The following is a 16452-nucleotide window of genomic DNA, read 5'->3' as shown; positions in this document are numbered from 1 at the left end:
GTTTCTCCGAAAGGGGTGACAGACACAGTGTGATCTATTATTTTTTTCTGATATACCCCCCGAATCCGATGGCATTTATAAGCAGAATCACGAAATGAATAATAAGCTCAACGCCATTTCCACCTTTCTGCGCGTCGCCGAAGCGGGCTCCTTTTCCGCTGCCGCCCGCCTGGCCGGGATCAAGCAGTCCGCCGTCAGCCAGCAGATCGCCGCCCTTGAGGAAGAGCTCGGTGTGGTGTTGCTGCATCGTACAACGCGCAGGATGAAGCTCACCGCGCAGGGTGAGCGTTACCGGCGGGATATGCAGCTTGTGCTGGAGGCCATGCAGGAAGCAGAGCGACGCCTGAACCCGATTGAGCATCAATATCAGGGGGCCGTACATGTGCAGTTGCCGAGCGGCCTGGGCCAGATCGTGTTGCCGCGCCTGCTGACGCTACAGCGCATGAATCCTGAATTACATCTGCAGGTTTCGCTTGATGACCGCATCGCCGATCTGGTCACCGAAGGGGTGGATGTGGCGCTTCGGCTGAGCGCGGAGCCTCCGCAAACCCATGCCGCACGCGTACTGGCACGCATTGAAACGCCGCTCTTTGCCGCCCCGTCATTCCCGCCGGTAGAGTCCGTGTACGCGCTGGCGGCGCTTCCCCACGTGCGATTCAGCGGCATCCCGCTGGACGCTCCCTTACGCCTGGTTTCTGATGACGAAACGATTGATATTGCAGTGAATACCGTTTTCCGAGCCAATACCAGCGACGCCCTGTTACAGGCGCTGGAGGCAGGCATGGGTATTGGCGGTATGCAACTACCGCTCGCGGCACGGGCGTTGCAAACCGGCACGCTGGTGCAGGTACTCCCCGCGTGGCGGTTACCCGACCGCTTTCTCTATGCGGTTTATCCGGACGCTCGCTTTATTCCACACAGGGTCAGAAGCGTTGTGGGGGTTATAGAACAGCTACTGCCTGAAATAATTAAGAAAAATTAAACATTCCAGAATGCATACTCGCCAGCGCGCCTTGTTGAACTAAAAATTTTCGACTTTCAACGAGTTCCGGAAAATTCCCCTCCCGTCTCTTGATCGTTCTGGTTAATCATGAATACTGTATATAAACACAGTGTGCGCCGGGAGACCGGTAGAGATCAAGGGGTGAAAGTCCCCGACCATTGAAGGACCAGCAATCCACAAGGTCCCCGAGTCATGCGTGGCATACCGCGAGGTATGGGGCGAAGCGTTGACAGGGGTGTTGACAGGCCAGCCATTGAGCCACGAAATGTATATTAAATTACCGGGTGCCGACGTTGTACTGTTAACGGAAGGCAACATCATAGGGTGCGATACTGCGAGTGCCACATGGACCCGGCGGGGTCTGAGACCCTGGCATGTCAATACGATCTCTACGCGGGAACCGGGAGATCTCCCCTCTGACCATCTGCCAGTGTCGGAGATGGCCCGCACCGGGAAGACGAGGAGTCATAGCCGGTGATGTACGGAGAGGAGAAGTCGGACTCGCTCATAGTAGCGGCGAAGCAGGCGAACAACCCGAAAGGAGCGGAGTCAGTGGAGCGAAGGAGCGGGGCCAAGGGGAACGCGGAACAGCCACACATGCGCCGGACACAGAGCCGGGAAAGCATGTCACAGAGGCTGTCACGCGTGCGGGAAGCTGCGAAGCAGCGGAAGAAAGAACGGTTTACAGCATTGTTCCACCTGCTGACAGTCGAAGCACTGGAAGCCGCATTCCTCTCCCTGAGCAGGAAAGCGGCCGCCGGAGTGGATGGCATCAGGTGGATGGACTACGCCGGAAACATGAAGAACAACATAACAGATCTGCACCGGAGGCTACATCAGGGCAGCTACAGGGCGCAGCCCGGCAGGCGTCACTACATCCCAAAAGCGGATGGAAAACAACGCCCGCTCGGCATCGCCTCGCTGGAGGACAAGATCGTCCAGTATGCGCTGGTGAAAATCCTGAACGCAGTCTATGAAAACGACTTTATGGGGTTCTCATACGGGTTCAGACCCGGGCGAAGCCAGCACGATGCACTGGACGCACTGGCCACAGGGCTGGTACGCACTAACGTAAACTGGGTACTGGATGCCGACATCAGTCAGTTCTTCGACAGGGTGAGCCACGAATGGCTGATCAGGTTCACAGAGCATCGGATCGGCGACCGGAGGGTAATCAGGCTCATACGTAAGTGGCTCACAGCCGGGACGTCGGAGGAGGGTCAATGGCGAGCAACGGAGGAAGGCACCCCACAGGGTGCGGTCATCTCACCGCTGCTGGCAAACATATACCTCCACTACGTCTTCGATCTGTGGGCGCATCAGTGGCGACGTCGCTATGCCACAGGCAATGTGGTAATGGTCAGATACGCCGATGACATCGTCATCGGGTTCGACAAACGATACGATGCCCGGCGCTTCCGTATAGCCATGCAGCGCAGACTGAGGGAGTTCGGACTCACGGTTCACCCGGAGAAAACCCGTCTGATGGAGTTCGGCCGCTTCGCTGTCGAAAACCGTGCCATCAGGGGAAAAGGCAAACCAGAAACGTTCAACTTCCTCGGGTTCACGCACATCAGCGGGAAAGATCGCAACGGCAGGTTCATGCTGATACGAAAGACCCGCCGGGATCGGATGACGGCAACTCTGAAAGCCATCAAAGACGGTCTGCGAAGGCGCTGGCATTACTCAATCCCCGAACAGGGAAAATGGCTCAGGAGAGTGGTTCAGGGATACCTGAACTATCACTCGGTACCGGGCAACTTCCCCACCATGCAGAAGTTCAGGACACACGTAACAAACCTCTGGCGCCGGGCGCTCAGGCGCAGGAGCCAGAAGGATGATACGACCTGGACGAAAGCAAACAAACTGGCAGCCGCATGGCTACCAAGGGTTCGGGTTCTTCATCCATGGCCTGTGGAGCGGTTCACCGCCAGACACCCGAGGCAGGAGCCCGGTGCGTAAATCGCGCACGCCGGGATCTGTGCGGGGGGTATCCGGTAACGGGTATCCCTACCGCGACATAAAGGGCGGTGAAATTTCTGCAAGTGATGGGGGAGTGCCGGTCAGAACGTCCCCGAAAACAAACCGCCCCCGGATTCAGGAAGGGCGAACTGACCGGCTGCGGCAGTGTAACACCGCACACCACAAAGGCAGCACTGACGTCGTCAGTGCTTTTTTTACCTGTCCTCCGGACGCTGAAGGGCGATTTCACCCGTGCAGCTAAAGGGGCGGTAAGTCCGGGTGTGCACATCGTCATTTTCTCCTGTGATGCCTTTCTCCTGCGTATCAGCTTCCGGTAATCGTCCCCCGTCACAACCTGGTCAGCAAGGGTAAATGGCACGCTGCGCGCCCTTGCTGACCAGAACGACTCCGGGCAGGCCGAACCGTCAGGCGATACGAAGACGAAATTCACACTGACGGAGAAACAGCCATGACGATGAACCTGCACACTCAGACAACCGCCCCTAAAGCTTCACAGGCGACCAGCGTATCCCCGCTGGAGCAGTCAGGCTCCTCAAAAACGAAATTTTCCAGGGGCAAAAGCAAAGCCCGTGCTGGCGCAGTCAAAACAGACCTTTACCAGACCGTAACGGACAGCATCATTGCAGCCCTGGAAAGCGGCGTTAAACCGTGGGTGTGCCCGTGGGTTCGCAACGGCGCAGCGGCGGGATTACCGGCCAACTTCAGCACCGGCACGGCATACAGCGGAATTAATATCATGCTGCTGTGGTGTAGTGCGGCAAAACAGGGTTTTCAGGACGAGCGCTGGCTGACCTACAAACAGGCGCAGGAGCTGGGCGGCCAGGTTCGTAAAGGTGAACACGGCACGACGGCCATCTTTTACAAGACTCTGGAGAAAGAGGACGAGGACGGGGAAATCGAAAAAATCCCGATGCTGAAAGCCTTTACCGTGTTTAACGTGGAGCAAATCGACGGCCTGAGCATCGAGAGCGTGCCGCAGCCGGTTGCCGGTTTCGATCCGCTGCCGCAGGCGGAAGCACTCATGACCCGGAGCGGGGCAAAAATCACCGAGCAGGGCGTAAAGGCGTTCTATCGTCCGGCCACCGATGAAATCGTCCTGCCGGAGCGGTTCCGCTTCGCGGTCGCGGCGAACTTCTACGCCACCGGCCTGCATGAGCTGGTTCACTGGACGGGGGCAGCGTCCCGCCTCAATCGTGAAAAAGGCAATAAGTTTGGCTCTGAGGCGTATGCGTTTGAGGAACTGATCGCCGAGCTGGGCAGCGCGTTTCTGATGGCGGATTTGGGAATTACGGGAGAGGTGCAGCATGAAAGCTATATCGCGTCCTGGCTGAAAGCCCTGAAGGGAGACAAGCGCTACATCTTTAAAGCGGCGGCAGCGGCCTCAAAAGCGCACCGCTGGCTGATGGACTGCTGACAGCTGGAGCCCTGCGGTGCAGGGCTTCAGAATTTTTGAAAGAGAGAGAATCAGGGAGGGAATTATATAAGTCACTGTTTTTTATAATTCTGTAACGCGGCCGGCATCAGCTGCAGGACGTCCTGCAGCTGATGCCGGCACGGGAAAAAAAACAGGACAGATTCAAAAAAAATGAACCCTTTTTCAGGCGGCAGCCGTTACGTATCTGGGATACGTAACGGCGCGATGTCTTACGTAAAAAATGACGTAACGGCTTTCGCCGCCGCAGCTAAAGGGGCGGTAAGTCCGGGTGTGCACATCGTCATTTTCTCCTGTGATGCCTTTCTCCTGCGTATCAGCTTCCGGTAATCGTCCCCCGTCACAACCTGGTCAGCAAGGGTAAATGGCACGCTGCGCGCCCTTGCTGACCAGAACGACTCCGGGCAGGCCGAACCGTCAGGCGATACGAAGACGAAATTCACACTGACGGAGAAACGACCATGACGATGAACCTGCACACCCCGACAACCGCCCCTAAAGCTGCACCGGCGACCAGCGTATCCCCGCTGGAGCAGTCAGGCTCCCCAAAAACGAAATTTCCTGAAATCAAAACCGTCAAAACGGCGGTGGTTAAACTGATCAGCGACATCGAGGGCAACCTCGATCAGCGTCTGGCATATCGCGAGGCCGTAGAGGGATTGTGCCAGGAGGCGGCCAACCGGATAACCCAGTGCATGCATTCACGCAGTACAGGGCAGACGCTACGTGATCTCCGCGAGCTGCTGTCGGTGACGCTGGACACCATTATCGTGGTGGAGTTTGAAGGGGAGCAGACCCGTCTCAACTATGGCGGACGTTCAGCAGAAGACGTGATCGCCATGCTGAAAGCGCTGCATCTTGAAGGGCGCAAAGCCTGGCTGGAAGTGGAGTAAAAAAAAAAGCCCCGTCCGCAGACGGGGCTGATTCAGTACAGGGCATTCAGCGGGGTGCCCTCATCCCACAGGCGGTTAAATTCTCGCTGGTACGTCTCCGCCAGCTGCGGCGCATCCTCGATCAGCAGCACGTTTTCCGCGTTGCGTGAAACGGCGCTTGCCGTGTAGTTAAACGACCCGGTCTGGACGTTTTTGCCGTCGATCACCATAAACTTGTTGTGCATGATGGCGTAACGGCCGTTAAGGTGCACCGGCACGCCCTGGTTTATCAGATACGTCACGGCGGTGTAGCGGTCGCTGTTCGCCTTTTCGTCGGCCACCACGCGCACGGCCACGCCGCGCCGGTTAGCACCGGCGAGCGCCGTCGCGACCGGCTTACTGGTGAAGCTGTAGGCCGCGACGTCAATGCTCTGCCTGGCGTTGTTTATGGCGCCGAGCACGATTTCAAGAGCAGGGCGCCCGTCAGACGGCGAAAAACCCGCCGTCAGGACGGGCGCGGCGGTGGCGAACGCGGGCACGCAGAGGGCGGCGGCCAGCACCAGAAGGGTGGTTTTACGCATAGTTGTCCAGCTCCAGGTTTTTCAGTTCATCGAGGGTGTAAAAGCGGAAGACGTCGCGGTGTTTTGCCTCCAGTTGCACATGCTGGTTTTTCACGATCACGCTGGCGATGCTGTCGAAAATAATCTTCAGGGCGCGCTTTTTCGCCTCGTCCGGGGCGACGTAAAACGCGTACCGCCATTTTTTATCGCTGATAGCCAGCAGGTGGCTCGCCATGATGGACTGATAGCGCGCCTTTGTTTTGATACGTCGTTCGGTTTCAACGGCGATCAGCCTGCCGTCCGGCAGGCTGATAAGCCCGTCGGGACGGTGTTTGACGCTGTACTGACTGAGGAACGTTGAACGGTCGCCGTTAATCCACCCTGTCGCGCCGTTCTTCTCCAGCGTAAGGCGCACTAGCTGGTTATCAAGGTGATGGTCGAGTGACCAGCCGGTCAGGCGGTAGGGTTCAAAGCGGGCGGGCATTATGTTGTCGTCCGCCGTGAGGATAACGGCCAGCCCGTCGGCGGTAATGCCCCACAGGGATATTCTCGACGCGCGGGATTCATGCACGTGTTTCTGAATCAGCCCCATTTTCTCCACCTTCTCCAACAACCGGTAGAGAGGGCGGTCAGATTTAAAATCAAAAAGCAGCTTTATGATTTGAAAATCGCTGTAGGTTTCCTCCTTGAGAAAATTCAGCAGTACGCGAATTTTTTCAGTGCTGCGTGCATAACGTTCCTGATACGACGAAATAAGCATAGAAACTCCTTATTTTATAAATCCAGCAACGAATGTATTTCGTCATTTGGAGCGGGCTGTGATGCCATCAGCCACTCCTCGTCAGGTTGCACCGGCGGAGTGGGTATTGGCGTTGCTGAGGGTTTTTTGGTGGTTGTTGCGCTGACCGGAATAATGTCAGGTGCCGGAACTGCCGGAACCGTTTTATCAAAATCCAGATCCAGCACCGGTTTAACTTCTGCCACCGTAGCGACTGCGACCGGCGGCAGGGTAAACAGCTCCAGTGGGGCTTTTTTAACCTTGAGCGGTGAGATTAACGACGGGAACGCGAGCGCGTTCTGGCTGAAGATATAGCTGACGAACTTCGGCAGGTTCTGGAGCATATTGCTGTCGATGTAATAGCTTTCCGCCTGCCGAAGCATGCGCTCGTTATCGACTTTTTCTGTCAGCACCGCCGTGGTGGTGACTTTTCGGCTTTCATCATCGACTAAAATCGTGCCAGACATGCGCGCAATCCATTCGGCGGTGTCTGGATCCTGAAGTTTATATACCAGCTTAAACTTGCAGTTTTCCACGACCGCCCCAACCACGGCGTCGCCGTTTAAATCCGCCGGACAGTCGCGCAGGTCGGCAATTGACTGGTGCGCCATTAATATATGGACGCCTTTATCGCGTGCCGCGCCTAACCCTTCGAGCGCCGGTTTGGAAAGGTGATATTTCACCTCGTCCTTAAAGATGGCGATGGGGCGGATATTCCCCGCGACGCGGTCGCGCAATTCCGCGAGCTGGAACAGGCGAACTAAAATCATGCGCTGCGCGGTAATGATTTTAGAGTTACGCATCGAACCGATGATGTAGCAGCAGCCGCCCTTGTCGAAAATCTCCTTCAGCGCAAAACCGCCTGGCGCGTTAATGCTGTTGAGCATTGCCAGCTCCTCGGTTTTACCGTGAAAGGCTTTAATCGTCTCGCCAATGCCCTGAACATAATCGCCGTTATAAATATCCCGCACGGTTGCGCCCGGATTATCCTTCACGAACTGCGCCGCCGTTCTCGCCGCCTTGCGGTCGTCGATACGGTAAAAATCCGCCGCCTCGCCTTTTTCCGCCAGACTGAAACCGGCCACGAATAATTCCTCCAGATGGTCGGCGGTGATACCGTCGATAAGGTTCATCTGGTATTCCTGTTTATTCAGGTCGATAAGCACAAAGGGTTTTCCGGCGTCCGCGCACGCTTTTTTATACAGGTGCGGTGCCCACTCGTCGTTTTTGGGGTCGAGAACAAAAACGCCCTCGTCGGCGAGGATGCTCTGATAAAGCAGAATACCGGTTACGACGCCTTTACCGGCACCAGTGGTGCCGATAATGTCGGCGTGCTGGGTCTGCCATTCTTTTAACGGAATATATTGCGGCTCACCCTCGCGGCTCAGCCCGATAAAAATCCCCTTAGTCAGATCGATGTAATCCATCGGATCGTATTCGGTGGTGACGGGTAAAATTTCTTTTACCCTGCGAACGTCGGTTCTGCGGTCGCGCTCCATGCTGGTTTTTTTCACCATGCCGCGTTTGACCTTATCAAATTCAGGCGAGATCAAACGCTGTAAAACCACGTGCAGAATAAAACCGGCGACGGTAAACAGTAGCGCCATTGTCCAGGTAAGCAGCGGCGGACTGGCGATATCTTTCCGGCCATAAATGCGCTGTAAAAACCAAACGGCCACTGGCGCTATCGAGCCGAAAACAAAACAGATCATGGAAAGCAGAATTAAGATCCTTTGCAGAAACGTCGGCTTTTCCTGACCGCCGTGTTTCGCAGAAAATATAAAAGGCAGCATGACGCCGGACAGCAGTGCTAACGCCAGCTGATGCGCCTGCAAAAAGGCGATAAAGGCCAGGACGGCATTTGCTATCGGCGACAGCAAATGATTCAGTTTGTCGAATATCACGATATTCTCCTTCACTTAAATTCGGTCAGCACCATCGGTCAGTCAGAACGGTCACAGGTTGTGATCGTTCTGACTGACCGATTCCATGCTGCAAAAGAAGTGGCCGCCAAGCGGCCATGATCGCAGGAGGTACACTCCCGCGATCTAACGGCGTGCGGCATTACGTGCGGGCTGGACGCCCTTACTGCATGTCGCATGGGGGTAATGTCCTGGCTGAACGCCCGGCCAAAACCCCCAAGGTCAAAAGAGGCCACACCGTCGCGCGCTACGCGCGACCACCCCCTAAAAGACGCCTGTTTTAGCCCTTTTCTTCGCCTTGTTCGTTCCTCACAAGACGAATTAAAGGGAAACTAGGCTTTTTAGGGGGTGGTCGCGCCACGCTACCGGCTTTTGGCCGGAGACTTAGGCACGACGGTGTGGGGGGCAAGCCCCCCAAATAAACCGACGCGTGGGCGCGTCTTTTTGCTCGCTGGGGCGGCAAAATTTATTCGGCCCCCCCCGGCTTTTTTCGGCTCACTTGGGGTGAGCGCTCAAAAAGTGGAATCGGCGACGCAAATTAGCAATTTCTTCGAAATTGAATTTACTCGCCTCCTGCCACTTCGCAGACTCAGGCGGCCTGTCGATTAGCAATTTTTTCAAAATTGAATCGCCATGCTCGCCAGTCTTCGAAGCCTGACAAGCCAGGTCAAAACCGACCCGGTGCCGTTGTTAGTCGGTGGTAATAAGGAAGGATTCAAGAGGTTTTCCGGCGTCAAGTTCTTGCTGAATTACAACCGGCACGCGTCCGACGCCTGACCATGTTTTATGCACGCCGTTTTCAAAATACTGATATTTAGCTTTGCGTTTTGCCGACTTTTTGGCGAGACTTGTACTAACCAGCTCTGTCGGTGAAAAGCCCTCCGATTCAATCAGCGCCAGCAATTCATTGCGCTTTTCTTCCCGCTGTCGGCGTAGCTTTTCCTGCTCGATATGCTCTGCGCGTTTTTCATCAAGTGCTGCTGAAATACGTGCACTCAGCATCTCCAGAAAGGCAAAATCACTTTCACGTAAAAACTTTTTCAGCGCGCGCTCTGAGGTTAATTCGTCCTGGATACGGTTCATAATTTCAGCTCCTTCGGCATAGATACGTTCAATCCTTTCAGCGGATCGCGTGGTGGATATTCAAAACCGAGTTCCCCGGTTTGCGCGTTTTTCAGCGTGACGATCATCGAATAGGTGTCGTCGTTTTTCTTCGATTTAAAACCTTTAATAACGTCGGTTTTGCCCTTGCCGATTAACTTCTCGGCCTGTTTTTCCGTTAGCTTTTTGCCGCGCACTTCCAGCCATATTTTGAACTGACAGCCCGTACAGGCGCAGGTTTTCGGCGTCATAACCAGCTCAGAACCGCACGACGGACATTTAACCGCGAGGCGGTTAAGCGCCGTTTTAACGGGCTGTTTTTCCGTCGCGCTGATGGCAATATCGGCGCTCTCAACCAGGCGGGAAACTTCCGCGTAAAGACCATCAATAAAGCGCTCGATGGTCATTTCGCCGGTTTCAACCGCCGCCTGTTTTTCAGCCCATACGGCGGTCATATCCGGCTGCGTCACCGAGTCGGGCAGAGCATCAATTAACGCCAGCCCGGCGGCAGTTGGGATAAATTTGCCCTTTTCCACGGTGATGTAATCGCGGGTTTTCAGCGTCTCAATAATGGCCGCGCGGGTCGCCGGTGTGCCGATGCCGCCGTGTTCATCTTTTTTGTCTTTATCCTTCTCCTTGAGCAATTTTTTAATGCGCGGATCGGCGACAAAATCGGCCACGCGAACGAGGGCAGCGAGCAGGGTCGCCTCGGTAAACAGCGGCAGCGGTTTAGTTTTTTTCTCCGAAATCACCACCTCGCGGCAGGTTAATGTCGCCCCGGTTTGCAGGCGGCTGATGGCCTCAAACGCGGTGCTGTTTTCGTCCTCCTCGTCGTCTTCTTCCGCGTCGTTCAGGAACGTCGTAAAACCCGCATCCGTGGTTTTACGCGCCGAGACTTTAAACATCTCGTCACCGCATTTAATCTCCGCGATCGACTCGTCATAGCGCTTTTTCGCCACGAACTGCGCGAGATAAAACTGCGCGATGGCGAGATAAACCGCCTTTTCCTTGTCGGTAAGGCGGCTTAAATCCGGCATGTTCGTCGTCGGGATAATGGCGGTGTGGGCGGTGACTTTTTTACTGTCAAACGCCGCACTTTTTTGCGCCGTGTCGGTGGTAAGGCCGTTAAAAACGTCGAGCGTTTTTAAGGCCGCCACCACCTGTGGCGCGTCGTTGAATTGTTCATCGGACAGATAAGAACAGTCAGAGCGGTTGTAGGTAATGTATTTACTGTCCTTGAGCTTCTGCGTGATATCGAGCGTCTGCTGCGCGGTCAGTTTGTGCCTGCGGTTCATATACACCTGGAGGCGCAGCAGGTTAAACGGCAGCGGTGCGGCAGTGGTTTTTCCCCGGTCGGTGGCGGCCGCGAGCACGCTGGCCGGTTTTCCGGCCAGAGCCCTCGCGAGTCCTTCCCCCCAGGCCTTATCCGTCAGCCGCTTTTTATCGTCCACCGGCGCGTATTCGGACGTCTGCCAGCGGGCGCAGACAACGTCCGTACCGCTGATAAACTGCCCTGCGAGCTGGTAGTAAAACGCCTCGCTGTGCGCCTGATTGTCGCGCCACCGGCGCACAATCATTCCCAGCACCGGCGTCTGGACGCGGCCAACCGAAATCGTGCCCTTATAGCCCTTATCGCGGGCTTTGAGGGTGTAACAGCGGCTCATACTGAAGCCAAAAATCGCGTCTCCTGCGCTGCGCATCAGGGCTTTCAGGTACATCCCACGAAAATCGCTGTTATCGCGCAGGGAGTTGATGGCTTTTTTCACCGCTGGCGCGGTGTTGTCGTTAATAAGCGCCCGTTTCACCGGCGCGGTGTTTCCGGCGAACTCCAGCACCTCGTCAACCAGGAGCTGCCCCTCGTCGTCCGGGTCGCCGCAGTGGACAACCATTTTGATATCCGGGCGACGAATCAGCTTCACCAGGGTATTAGCCTGCTTTGCCACGCTCGCTTTTGGCTGAAGCTGTACCGGGTACAGCTTCAGCGGCAGGGTGTCGAGCGACCAGGTGGCGTAGGCCGGGTTGATCGTCTCCGGGGGCACCATTTCCAGCACGTGGCCGACGCAGTAGCTCACGATATCGGTCGCCGATTCGGCATAGCCGTCGTGCCGGGTGAAGTTGCCGCCCAGCGCTTTCGCGATATCGCTCGCGACTGCGGGTTTTTCTGCAATCCACAGTCTCATTCTTGATCTCTCCTGATTTCATCCATCGTTTCGAAGTACATCATTCGACTTTCCTGAAAGTCGTTATCAGACAGACTAAAGCCATGATCCGCCGCTACTGTCATGAACGTCTCAGCATCACGGACGCTGAGATTGGTCAGAACATCGTGCAATTCGCACAGGGCGCGATATTGGTAGATTTCGTAATGCAGGCCGCAGCCGCGATGCGCTTCTTTCTCGATGCGAGAAATCAGGCTCGCGGCACTAACGGAATCACCACGCACATGCGGCCACGGCGGGGCTATAAATCCGGTTTTTGTTGCCATTGGAGTGCATCCTTATCGTCGAGTTTTTCCCATTCCGCCGCCTCGTCGTCGCTCAGCGGAACGGTGTAAAAGAAGACCGGCATACTGAGCACGGAGCGGAAGAACGACTGACGTTCTGCTGGTAATGCCTGGAAGGTCGGCGAGTGCTGCGCGGCGAGCTGGACGAGTTCGGACGTGTTGGCCTGAAAATGATCCTGTTTCTGGCTGATTTCCGACAAAACGAGCAGCACCGTCTGCAAATCACCTGCAGGAAGCTCCTCATCTTTCAGCAGCCCGGAAAAGTTATTAATAGAAACGGTTTGATTAATCACGTGGTGTCTCCTTTACGGCTGCCGTTTTACCAACCGTTCATACGGCCAAATTTCGAGATGATCTTGCCGACAATGGCGCTGTCAGCGGACGGGCAGGCGCTCAGTTTTTTCTGCCGCGCTGCGGCGGTGTGATCGGGTAAAAACGACCCCTTTTTTTTCTTTTTGATGCTCATGAAATTTTTGTACATCGGGTCACACTCGGCGGGACTGCTGCCGTCGAGCTTTCCGGCCAGGCACAGCACCATCGCGCACGGGTCATTCGGGTCGGCATTCTGGCCATCGGCGGCGAACGCCGGAGAAGTAAGGGCGCACAGCAGCGCCGCCGTGATTACGGTGTGTTTCATGATGATTTCCTCTGAAGGGAAGCAGGGCGCTAACGCCCGTTGGTTGTTCAACGCCGGTGACGGTCTGAAGGACTCAGACCGTCGCCGCCGTTATCGGTAGAAGACGATTTCTGAGGTGTCGCAGGTCAGGCAGCCGGAGCGGGGGCGAAACTCCACCACACCCTTGTAGCCGCCCTCGCGGAGCCAGGTTTTGGCCGCAAAGAAGCGCTGGCCGTCCGGGGCATTTACTACCGCGCGCGAGGCGTGCGCAACCGCGTACCACTGTGCGGCCGGGTAAATCCCGCCGGGTTCAAAACGCGCAAGCACCTGCGACCAGTGCCCTTCCGTCACCGGCGAGGCCACGATAAGACGGTTGGGTTCCCATACCGGCCGGGTGGTCGTTACCGGCTGCGCCGGTTGTGACCAGTCAACGGCCGCAGGCTCCGGCGGCGAAGAACAGCCCGCCAGGAGGACGACGATCGCCGTCAGGCCGGTCAGTTTAGGCAGCATCATTGAAACTCTCCTTCATAGCCTGCATGTGCAGGGGTTTAAAATAGACGTCGCTCATGCGGCGCACGTTGCCGTGAACGTCCACGCTCACAATGACGTCGACGCAGTGCAGTACCTTGCGCAGCAGCACGTCAACCGGCATGCCCCGGCACGCCGGATGCTCGTAGCAGCGGTCTATCAGCCCGGAGATACACTCGCGCGGGCTGCCCGCGTGCAGGGAGGACATAAACCCCTCGTGCCCGGACTCAATCAGCTTGAGTGCGTCCCACGCCTCGCGGCCACGCACCTCGGCGAGCAGGGGGCGGTCGGGGTTCATACGGTAAATCGCGCGCACTAGGCGATCAGAGGTGACTATTGCGCCCTCTCCGGCGTCCGCCGGGTAGAACAGATGAACGTAGTTTTTCTGGCTGTAAAACTTCAGCTCCGGGTTGTCCTCGATGGTGATAAGGCGCAGCGTCTCGGGAATGTAGTGCAGCAGCATCTTCATGTAGGTGGTTTTCCCAGAGCCTGTTTCCCCCACCACAAAGAGCGTTTTGCCGTACTCCACGCACTTTTCCATAAAAAGCGGGATATTCCCGGACAGGTATATGCGGCTCAGCTCCCCGTCTTTTGATTCCACCTTTTCTGTACCCTGCACCCGGTCATAAAACCCGGCATCGATATACGACTGATGGGTGCGCTGGAAGTAGTCCGGCTTACGCAGGGTGATTGAGATGGTGTTGCGCTCACAGGCCGGGGGCACCACTATCTGGCAGCGTTCTCCTGTAGGGAGCGTGGCCGAGAGGATAGGCGACGTTTCATCAATGGTGTCGTTGTTCCACACGGCCAGCGCCCTGGCAAAGGACGAGCACTGGCGCAGCGTGACCGGCGAGGCGTGCATTTCCCACGCCCCGTTGATTTTTGTGTGCAGCTCTCCGGGGCGGTTGATGGCAATTTCCGTCAGCCCCTCCCGGCTCAGGTAGTCCCCGAACAACAGATCGCGCAGGTGTGACAGCGCGACGTTGCCCTCTGACGGGGTATCAGTCAGTTTATCGTCCATCGCTTACCTCATGCGCAGTCTGTAGACGTCTGAAAAATCAATGTCCGCCCCCGTGACCAGGCCAATCACGTCACCCTGGTTGAGGTACATCGTCGGCGGGATGTTGATGCTGTTTTCCAGGAGCGTTTTTGCCATTTCCGCCGTGGCCGCGCGGGTGTTCTCCGTGTAGTCCGTGTTGCGATCCTTGCCCGGCGACGAGCCGGAGGCCGCAGCGGCAAAGTCCTGTACCGTGCCGAGCAGGAGGGTATTACCTATCCGCTCCAGCCAGTGATTGTCTATCCAGCCCGCGACGCCGTTCTCGCCCAGCGCCCCCACGGCCTGGCTGTCAACCATCGGAATAACTAGGCGGCCGGGTTCCGGCGTGCGTAGCTCGGTGATGGCGAGGAACAGACGCCCCTGCCCGTTTTTCAGCGTGCCGGTGCGGTACAGGCCGCGCGCCTCAGTGCCTGCCGGGATAAGGCGCACGGCGTTGCTGGCGCTGTAAATGTCCTCGCTGATAAGGCAGTTAAAGCGCCCGCCCACGTCCGATACAAAGCGCTGCATCATCGCGCAGGGGATATGCCGGTCGGCCGGAATGTACAAATCCGGATCGAGGCCGAGCCGCTTCACGCCGGTAATGCGCGCCAGCCCGTTATCCTGCGACTGCCCGGCGGGTGTTGCAGAGCTTGGCGCGGACGCGCTGCCCGCAGGTGATACGTTACTGCTGGCCGTGCTTTTCGGGGCGCTGCTTGCAGTGGTTGGGGCGCTGTCTGCCAGGGCGCTGACCTTGTCAAACGTCAGGGGGGGCGGTGATGCCTGCGGTGGCGCGGCGGTATCAGTCGGAGTAGTCTTCTCCTGGCCGGTTGTGTCTGCCAGCTGTCCCAGCGGGTTCAGATCCCGTCCGAGGTTATTGCGCTCGCGGGCGGGGGAGGTGGCGTGCGATTCCGGTTCATGGCTCGCGCTTTTCCCGCTGCCGTCACCCTTCAGTTTCGCCATCAGGTAATCCCCGCCGGTGGCGATAATGACCAGTAACACCAGGCTGATGGCGGCCAGCACGAGCGTGCGGCGGCTGCGGCGTTTCGCGTGCTGCACCACCTGTGGCTGTCCGGGTGGCACCGCGCCTGCGGCGGGTTTATCGCCGTCAATCTCTGCCCGCGCCCGCTCGCGGGCTTCCGCCTCCAGTTCGGCGGCGGTTTTAATGTCTTCCTGTTCGTTCATCATTTGCTCTCCAGTTTCACATCCGGTGAGACGGTGCTGCCGTTCGCCACGGTGACTTTCCCGTAACTGCCGTTTTCAATCCCCACGACCTGGCTGCCGTAGCGCAGCACAAAGCGTGGAGAAAGAGAGCGCAGTACCATCACCCGGTAGTTACCCTCGGTGCTGAAGGTCGGGGTGATCACCTGCTCGCTGCCGCCGACGATGACGGTCGGCGACGGGATCAGCTTCTGCGGTGAAAAGCCGAGATAGGTAAACCGGCCGTCGTCATACGCAAAATCCGGGGTGATCGACTCCGAACCTGCCGCCACCCTGCGGGTGTAGTTCCAGTTGCGCGGCGCAGTGGATTTCTTCAGGGCAAACTGAATGCGTTCTTTCTCCTGCGCGGCCTGAAGCTCCTGCTGACGGGCGAGGCGGGCTGCGTCGTTCTGCCTGCGGGTATCGTCGGGGTAGCTGAAGCGCACCACAAAGGCCAGATTTCCCGCCTCGCGATCGTTATCGATCACGTTCAGCATCAGGCTGTAGTCGCGCTTTGTGGTGGTCACAAACAGGTTGGTCTGCCAGTCCTGCTGCGTGGGGGTGAAAATCTTCTGGACGGTTTTGCCGTCCGCATCCGTTACCGGCTGCTTCACCGGCGCGGGGCTAATCCCCACGCGGTTACGGTCGGATGTGATCGTCCAGCCCTGCGGAAAACCAGCGGTGGCGGTGATCACCTCCTCGTCGGCGTCAAAAACCAGCGTCGTGATGTAACCCGCCCGCGTGTTAATCACTGTCGTGTTCTGGCTGTTGTAGGGGATGTTCTGCATGCGGCTGTCATAGGCGCTGCCGCGCGGTGTCGCCGCACCCCATGCTGACGCGGCGGTCAGCAGGAGGGCACACATCAGGGCACTGTTGCAAATAGTCGGTGGTGATAAACTTATCATCCCCTTTTGCTGATGG

The 16452-nt window shown here is 57.1% G+C and carries 16 protein-coding genes; 4 read left to right on the top strand and 12 right to left on the bottom strand.

Features of this window, described 5'->3' with window-relative positions; all coding sequences use genetic code 11:
• Positions 1-94: 94 nt before the first annotated feature.
• The 4 genes from HX884_RS09000 to HX884_RS08985 all read left to right on the top strand — a co-directional run bounded on the left by HX884_RS09000 (position 95) and on the right by HX884_RS08985 (position 5311).
• Complete coding sequence (locus HX884_RS09000) at positions 95-982, top strand: LysR family transcriptional regulator (RefSeq protein WP_045902908.1); 888 nt, start codon at positions 95-97, stop codon at positions 980-982.
• A 495-nt stretch (positions 983-1477) separates the two neighbouring features.
• On the top strand, positions 1478-2965 hold the full coding sequence (ltrA, locus tag HX884_RS08995; protein ID WP_024191381.1) for a group II intron reverse transcriptase/maturase: 1488 nt from the start codon (positions 1478-1480) through the stop codon (positions 2963-2965).
• 469 nt (positions 2966-3434) lie between these two features.
• The gene (locus tag HX884_RS08990; protein ID WP_178328006.1) at positions 3435-4400 is read left to right on the top strand and encodes an ArdC family protein; all 966 of its coding nucleotides are present in this window, start codon (positions 3435-3437) and stop codon (positions 4398-4400) included.
• 479 nt (positions 4401-4879) lie between these two features.
• On the top strand, positions 4880-5311 hold the full coding sequence (locus tag HX884_RS08985) for a hypothetical protein (RefSeq protein ID WP_001776120.1): 432 nt from the start codon (positions 4880-4882) through the stop codon (positions 5309-5311).
• A 32-nt stretch (positions 5312-5343) separates the two neighbouring features.
• On the opposite strand, the gene HX884_RS08980 is transcribed toward HX884_RS08985, so the two are convergent.
• The 12 genes from HX884_RS08980 to virB9 all read right to left on the bottom strand — a co-directional run bounded on the left by HX884_RS08980 (position 5344) and on the right by virB9 (position 16436).
• Entirely contained in the window at positions 5344-5871 is a 528-nt protein-coding gene (locus tag HX884_RS08980; protein ID WP_001776119.1) for a phospholipase D family protein, read from the bottom strand.
• Positions 5864-6610: a MobC family replication-relaxation protein gene (mobC, locus tag HX884_RS08975; protein ID WP_001776118.1), complete on the bottom strand. Its 747-nt coding sequence runs from the start codon at positions 6608-6610 to the stop codon at positions 5864-5866. The genes HX884_RS08980 and mobC overlap by 8 nt, the downstream gene beginning before the upstream one ends.
• Positions 6611-6624: 14 nt before the next feature.
• Complete coding sequence (locus HX884_RS08970) at positions 6625-8532, bottom strand: type IV secretory system conjugative DNA transfer family protein (RefSeq protein WP_178328005.1); 1908 nt, start codon at positions 8530-8532, stop codon at positions 6625-6627.
• Between the two features lie 708 nt (positions 8533-9240).
• Positions 9241-9633, bottom strand: a complete 393-nt coding sequence (locus HX884_RS08965; RefSeq protein ID WP_178328004.1) for an H-NS family nucleoid-associated regulatory protein — start codon at positions 9631-9633, stop codon at positions 9241-9243.
• Positions 9630-11831: a type IA DNA topoisomerase gene (locus tag HX884_RS08960; RefSeq protein WP_001776115.1), complete on the bottom strand. Its 2202-nt coding sequence runs from the start codon at positions 11829-11831 to the stop codon at positions 9630-9632. Before HX884_RS08960 ends, HX884_RS08965 begins: the two co-directional genes overlap by 4 nt.
• Complete coding sequence (locus HX884_RS08955; RefSeq protein WP_001776114.1) at positions 11828-12136, bottom strand: hypothetical protein; 309 nt, start codon at positions 12134-12136, stop codon at positions 11828-11830. Before HX884_RS08955 ends, HX884_RS08960 begins: the two co-directional genes overlap by 4 nt.
• Complete coding sequence (locus HX884_RS08950) at positions 12112-12447, bottom strand: hypothetical protein (protein WP_001776113.1); 336 nt, start codon at positions 12445-12447, stop codon at positions 12112-12114. The genes HX884_RS08955 and HX884_RS08950 overlap by 25 nt, the downstream gene beginning before the upstream one ends.
• A gap of 26 nt (positions 12448-12473) precedes the next feature.
• The gene (locus HX884_RS08945) at positions 12474-12791 is read right to left on the bottom strand and encodes a TrbM/KikA/MpfK family conjugal transfer protein (RefSeq protein ID WP_000683352.1); all 318 of its coding nucleotides are present in this window, start codon (positions 12789-12791) and stop codon (positions 12474-12476) included.
• A 90-nt stretch (positions 12792-12881) separates the two neighbouring features.
• Positions 12882-13283, bottom strand: a complete 402-nt coding sequence (locus tag HX884_RS08940) for a cag pathogenicity island Cag12 family protein (RefSeq protein WP_001776111.1) — start codon at positions 13281-13283, stop codon at positions 12882-12884.
• Positions 13270-14319 carry a P-type DNA transfer ATPase VirB11 gene (virB11, locus tag HX884_RS08935; protein WP_000342114.1) on the bottom strand — a complete coding sequence of 350 codons (1050 nt, stop codon included), beginning with the start codon at positions 14317-14319 and terminating at the stop codon, positions 13270-13272. Before virB11 ends, HX884_RS08940 begins: the two co-directional genes overlap by 14 nt.
• A gap of 3 nt (positions 14320-14322) precedes the next feature.
• The gene (locus tag HX884_RS08930; protein WP_178328003.1) at positions 14323-15519 is read right to left on the bottom strand and encodes a TrbI/VirB10 family protein; all 1197 of its coding nucleotides are present in this window, start codon (positions 15517-15519) and stop codon (positions 14323-14325) included.
• On the bottom strand, positions 15516-16436 hold the full coding sequence (gene virB9 / locus HX884_RS08925; protein ID WP_178328002.1) for a P-type conjugative transfer protein VirB9: 921 nt from the start codon (positions 16434-16436) through the stop codon (positions 15516-15518). The genes HX884_RS08930 and virB9 overlap by 4 nt, the downstream gene beginning before the upstream one ends.
• Positions 16437-16452 lie beyond the last annotated feature (16 nt).

The sequence above is a fragment of the Enterobacter sp. SECR19-1250 genome (assembly GCF_013391025.1).
In the GTDB taxonomy this organism is placed as follows: Bacteria; Pseudomonadota; Gammaproteobacteria; order Enterobacterales; family Enterobacteriaceae; genus Enterobacter; species Enterobacter cloacae.
Note: the sequence above shows the minus strand (reverse complement) of the source record. Positions and strands in the feature narration are given on the sequence as shown.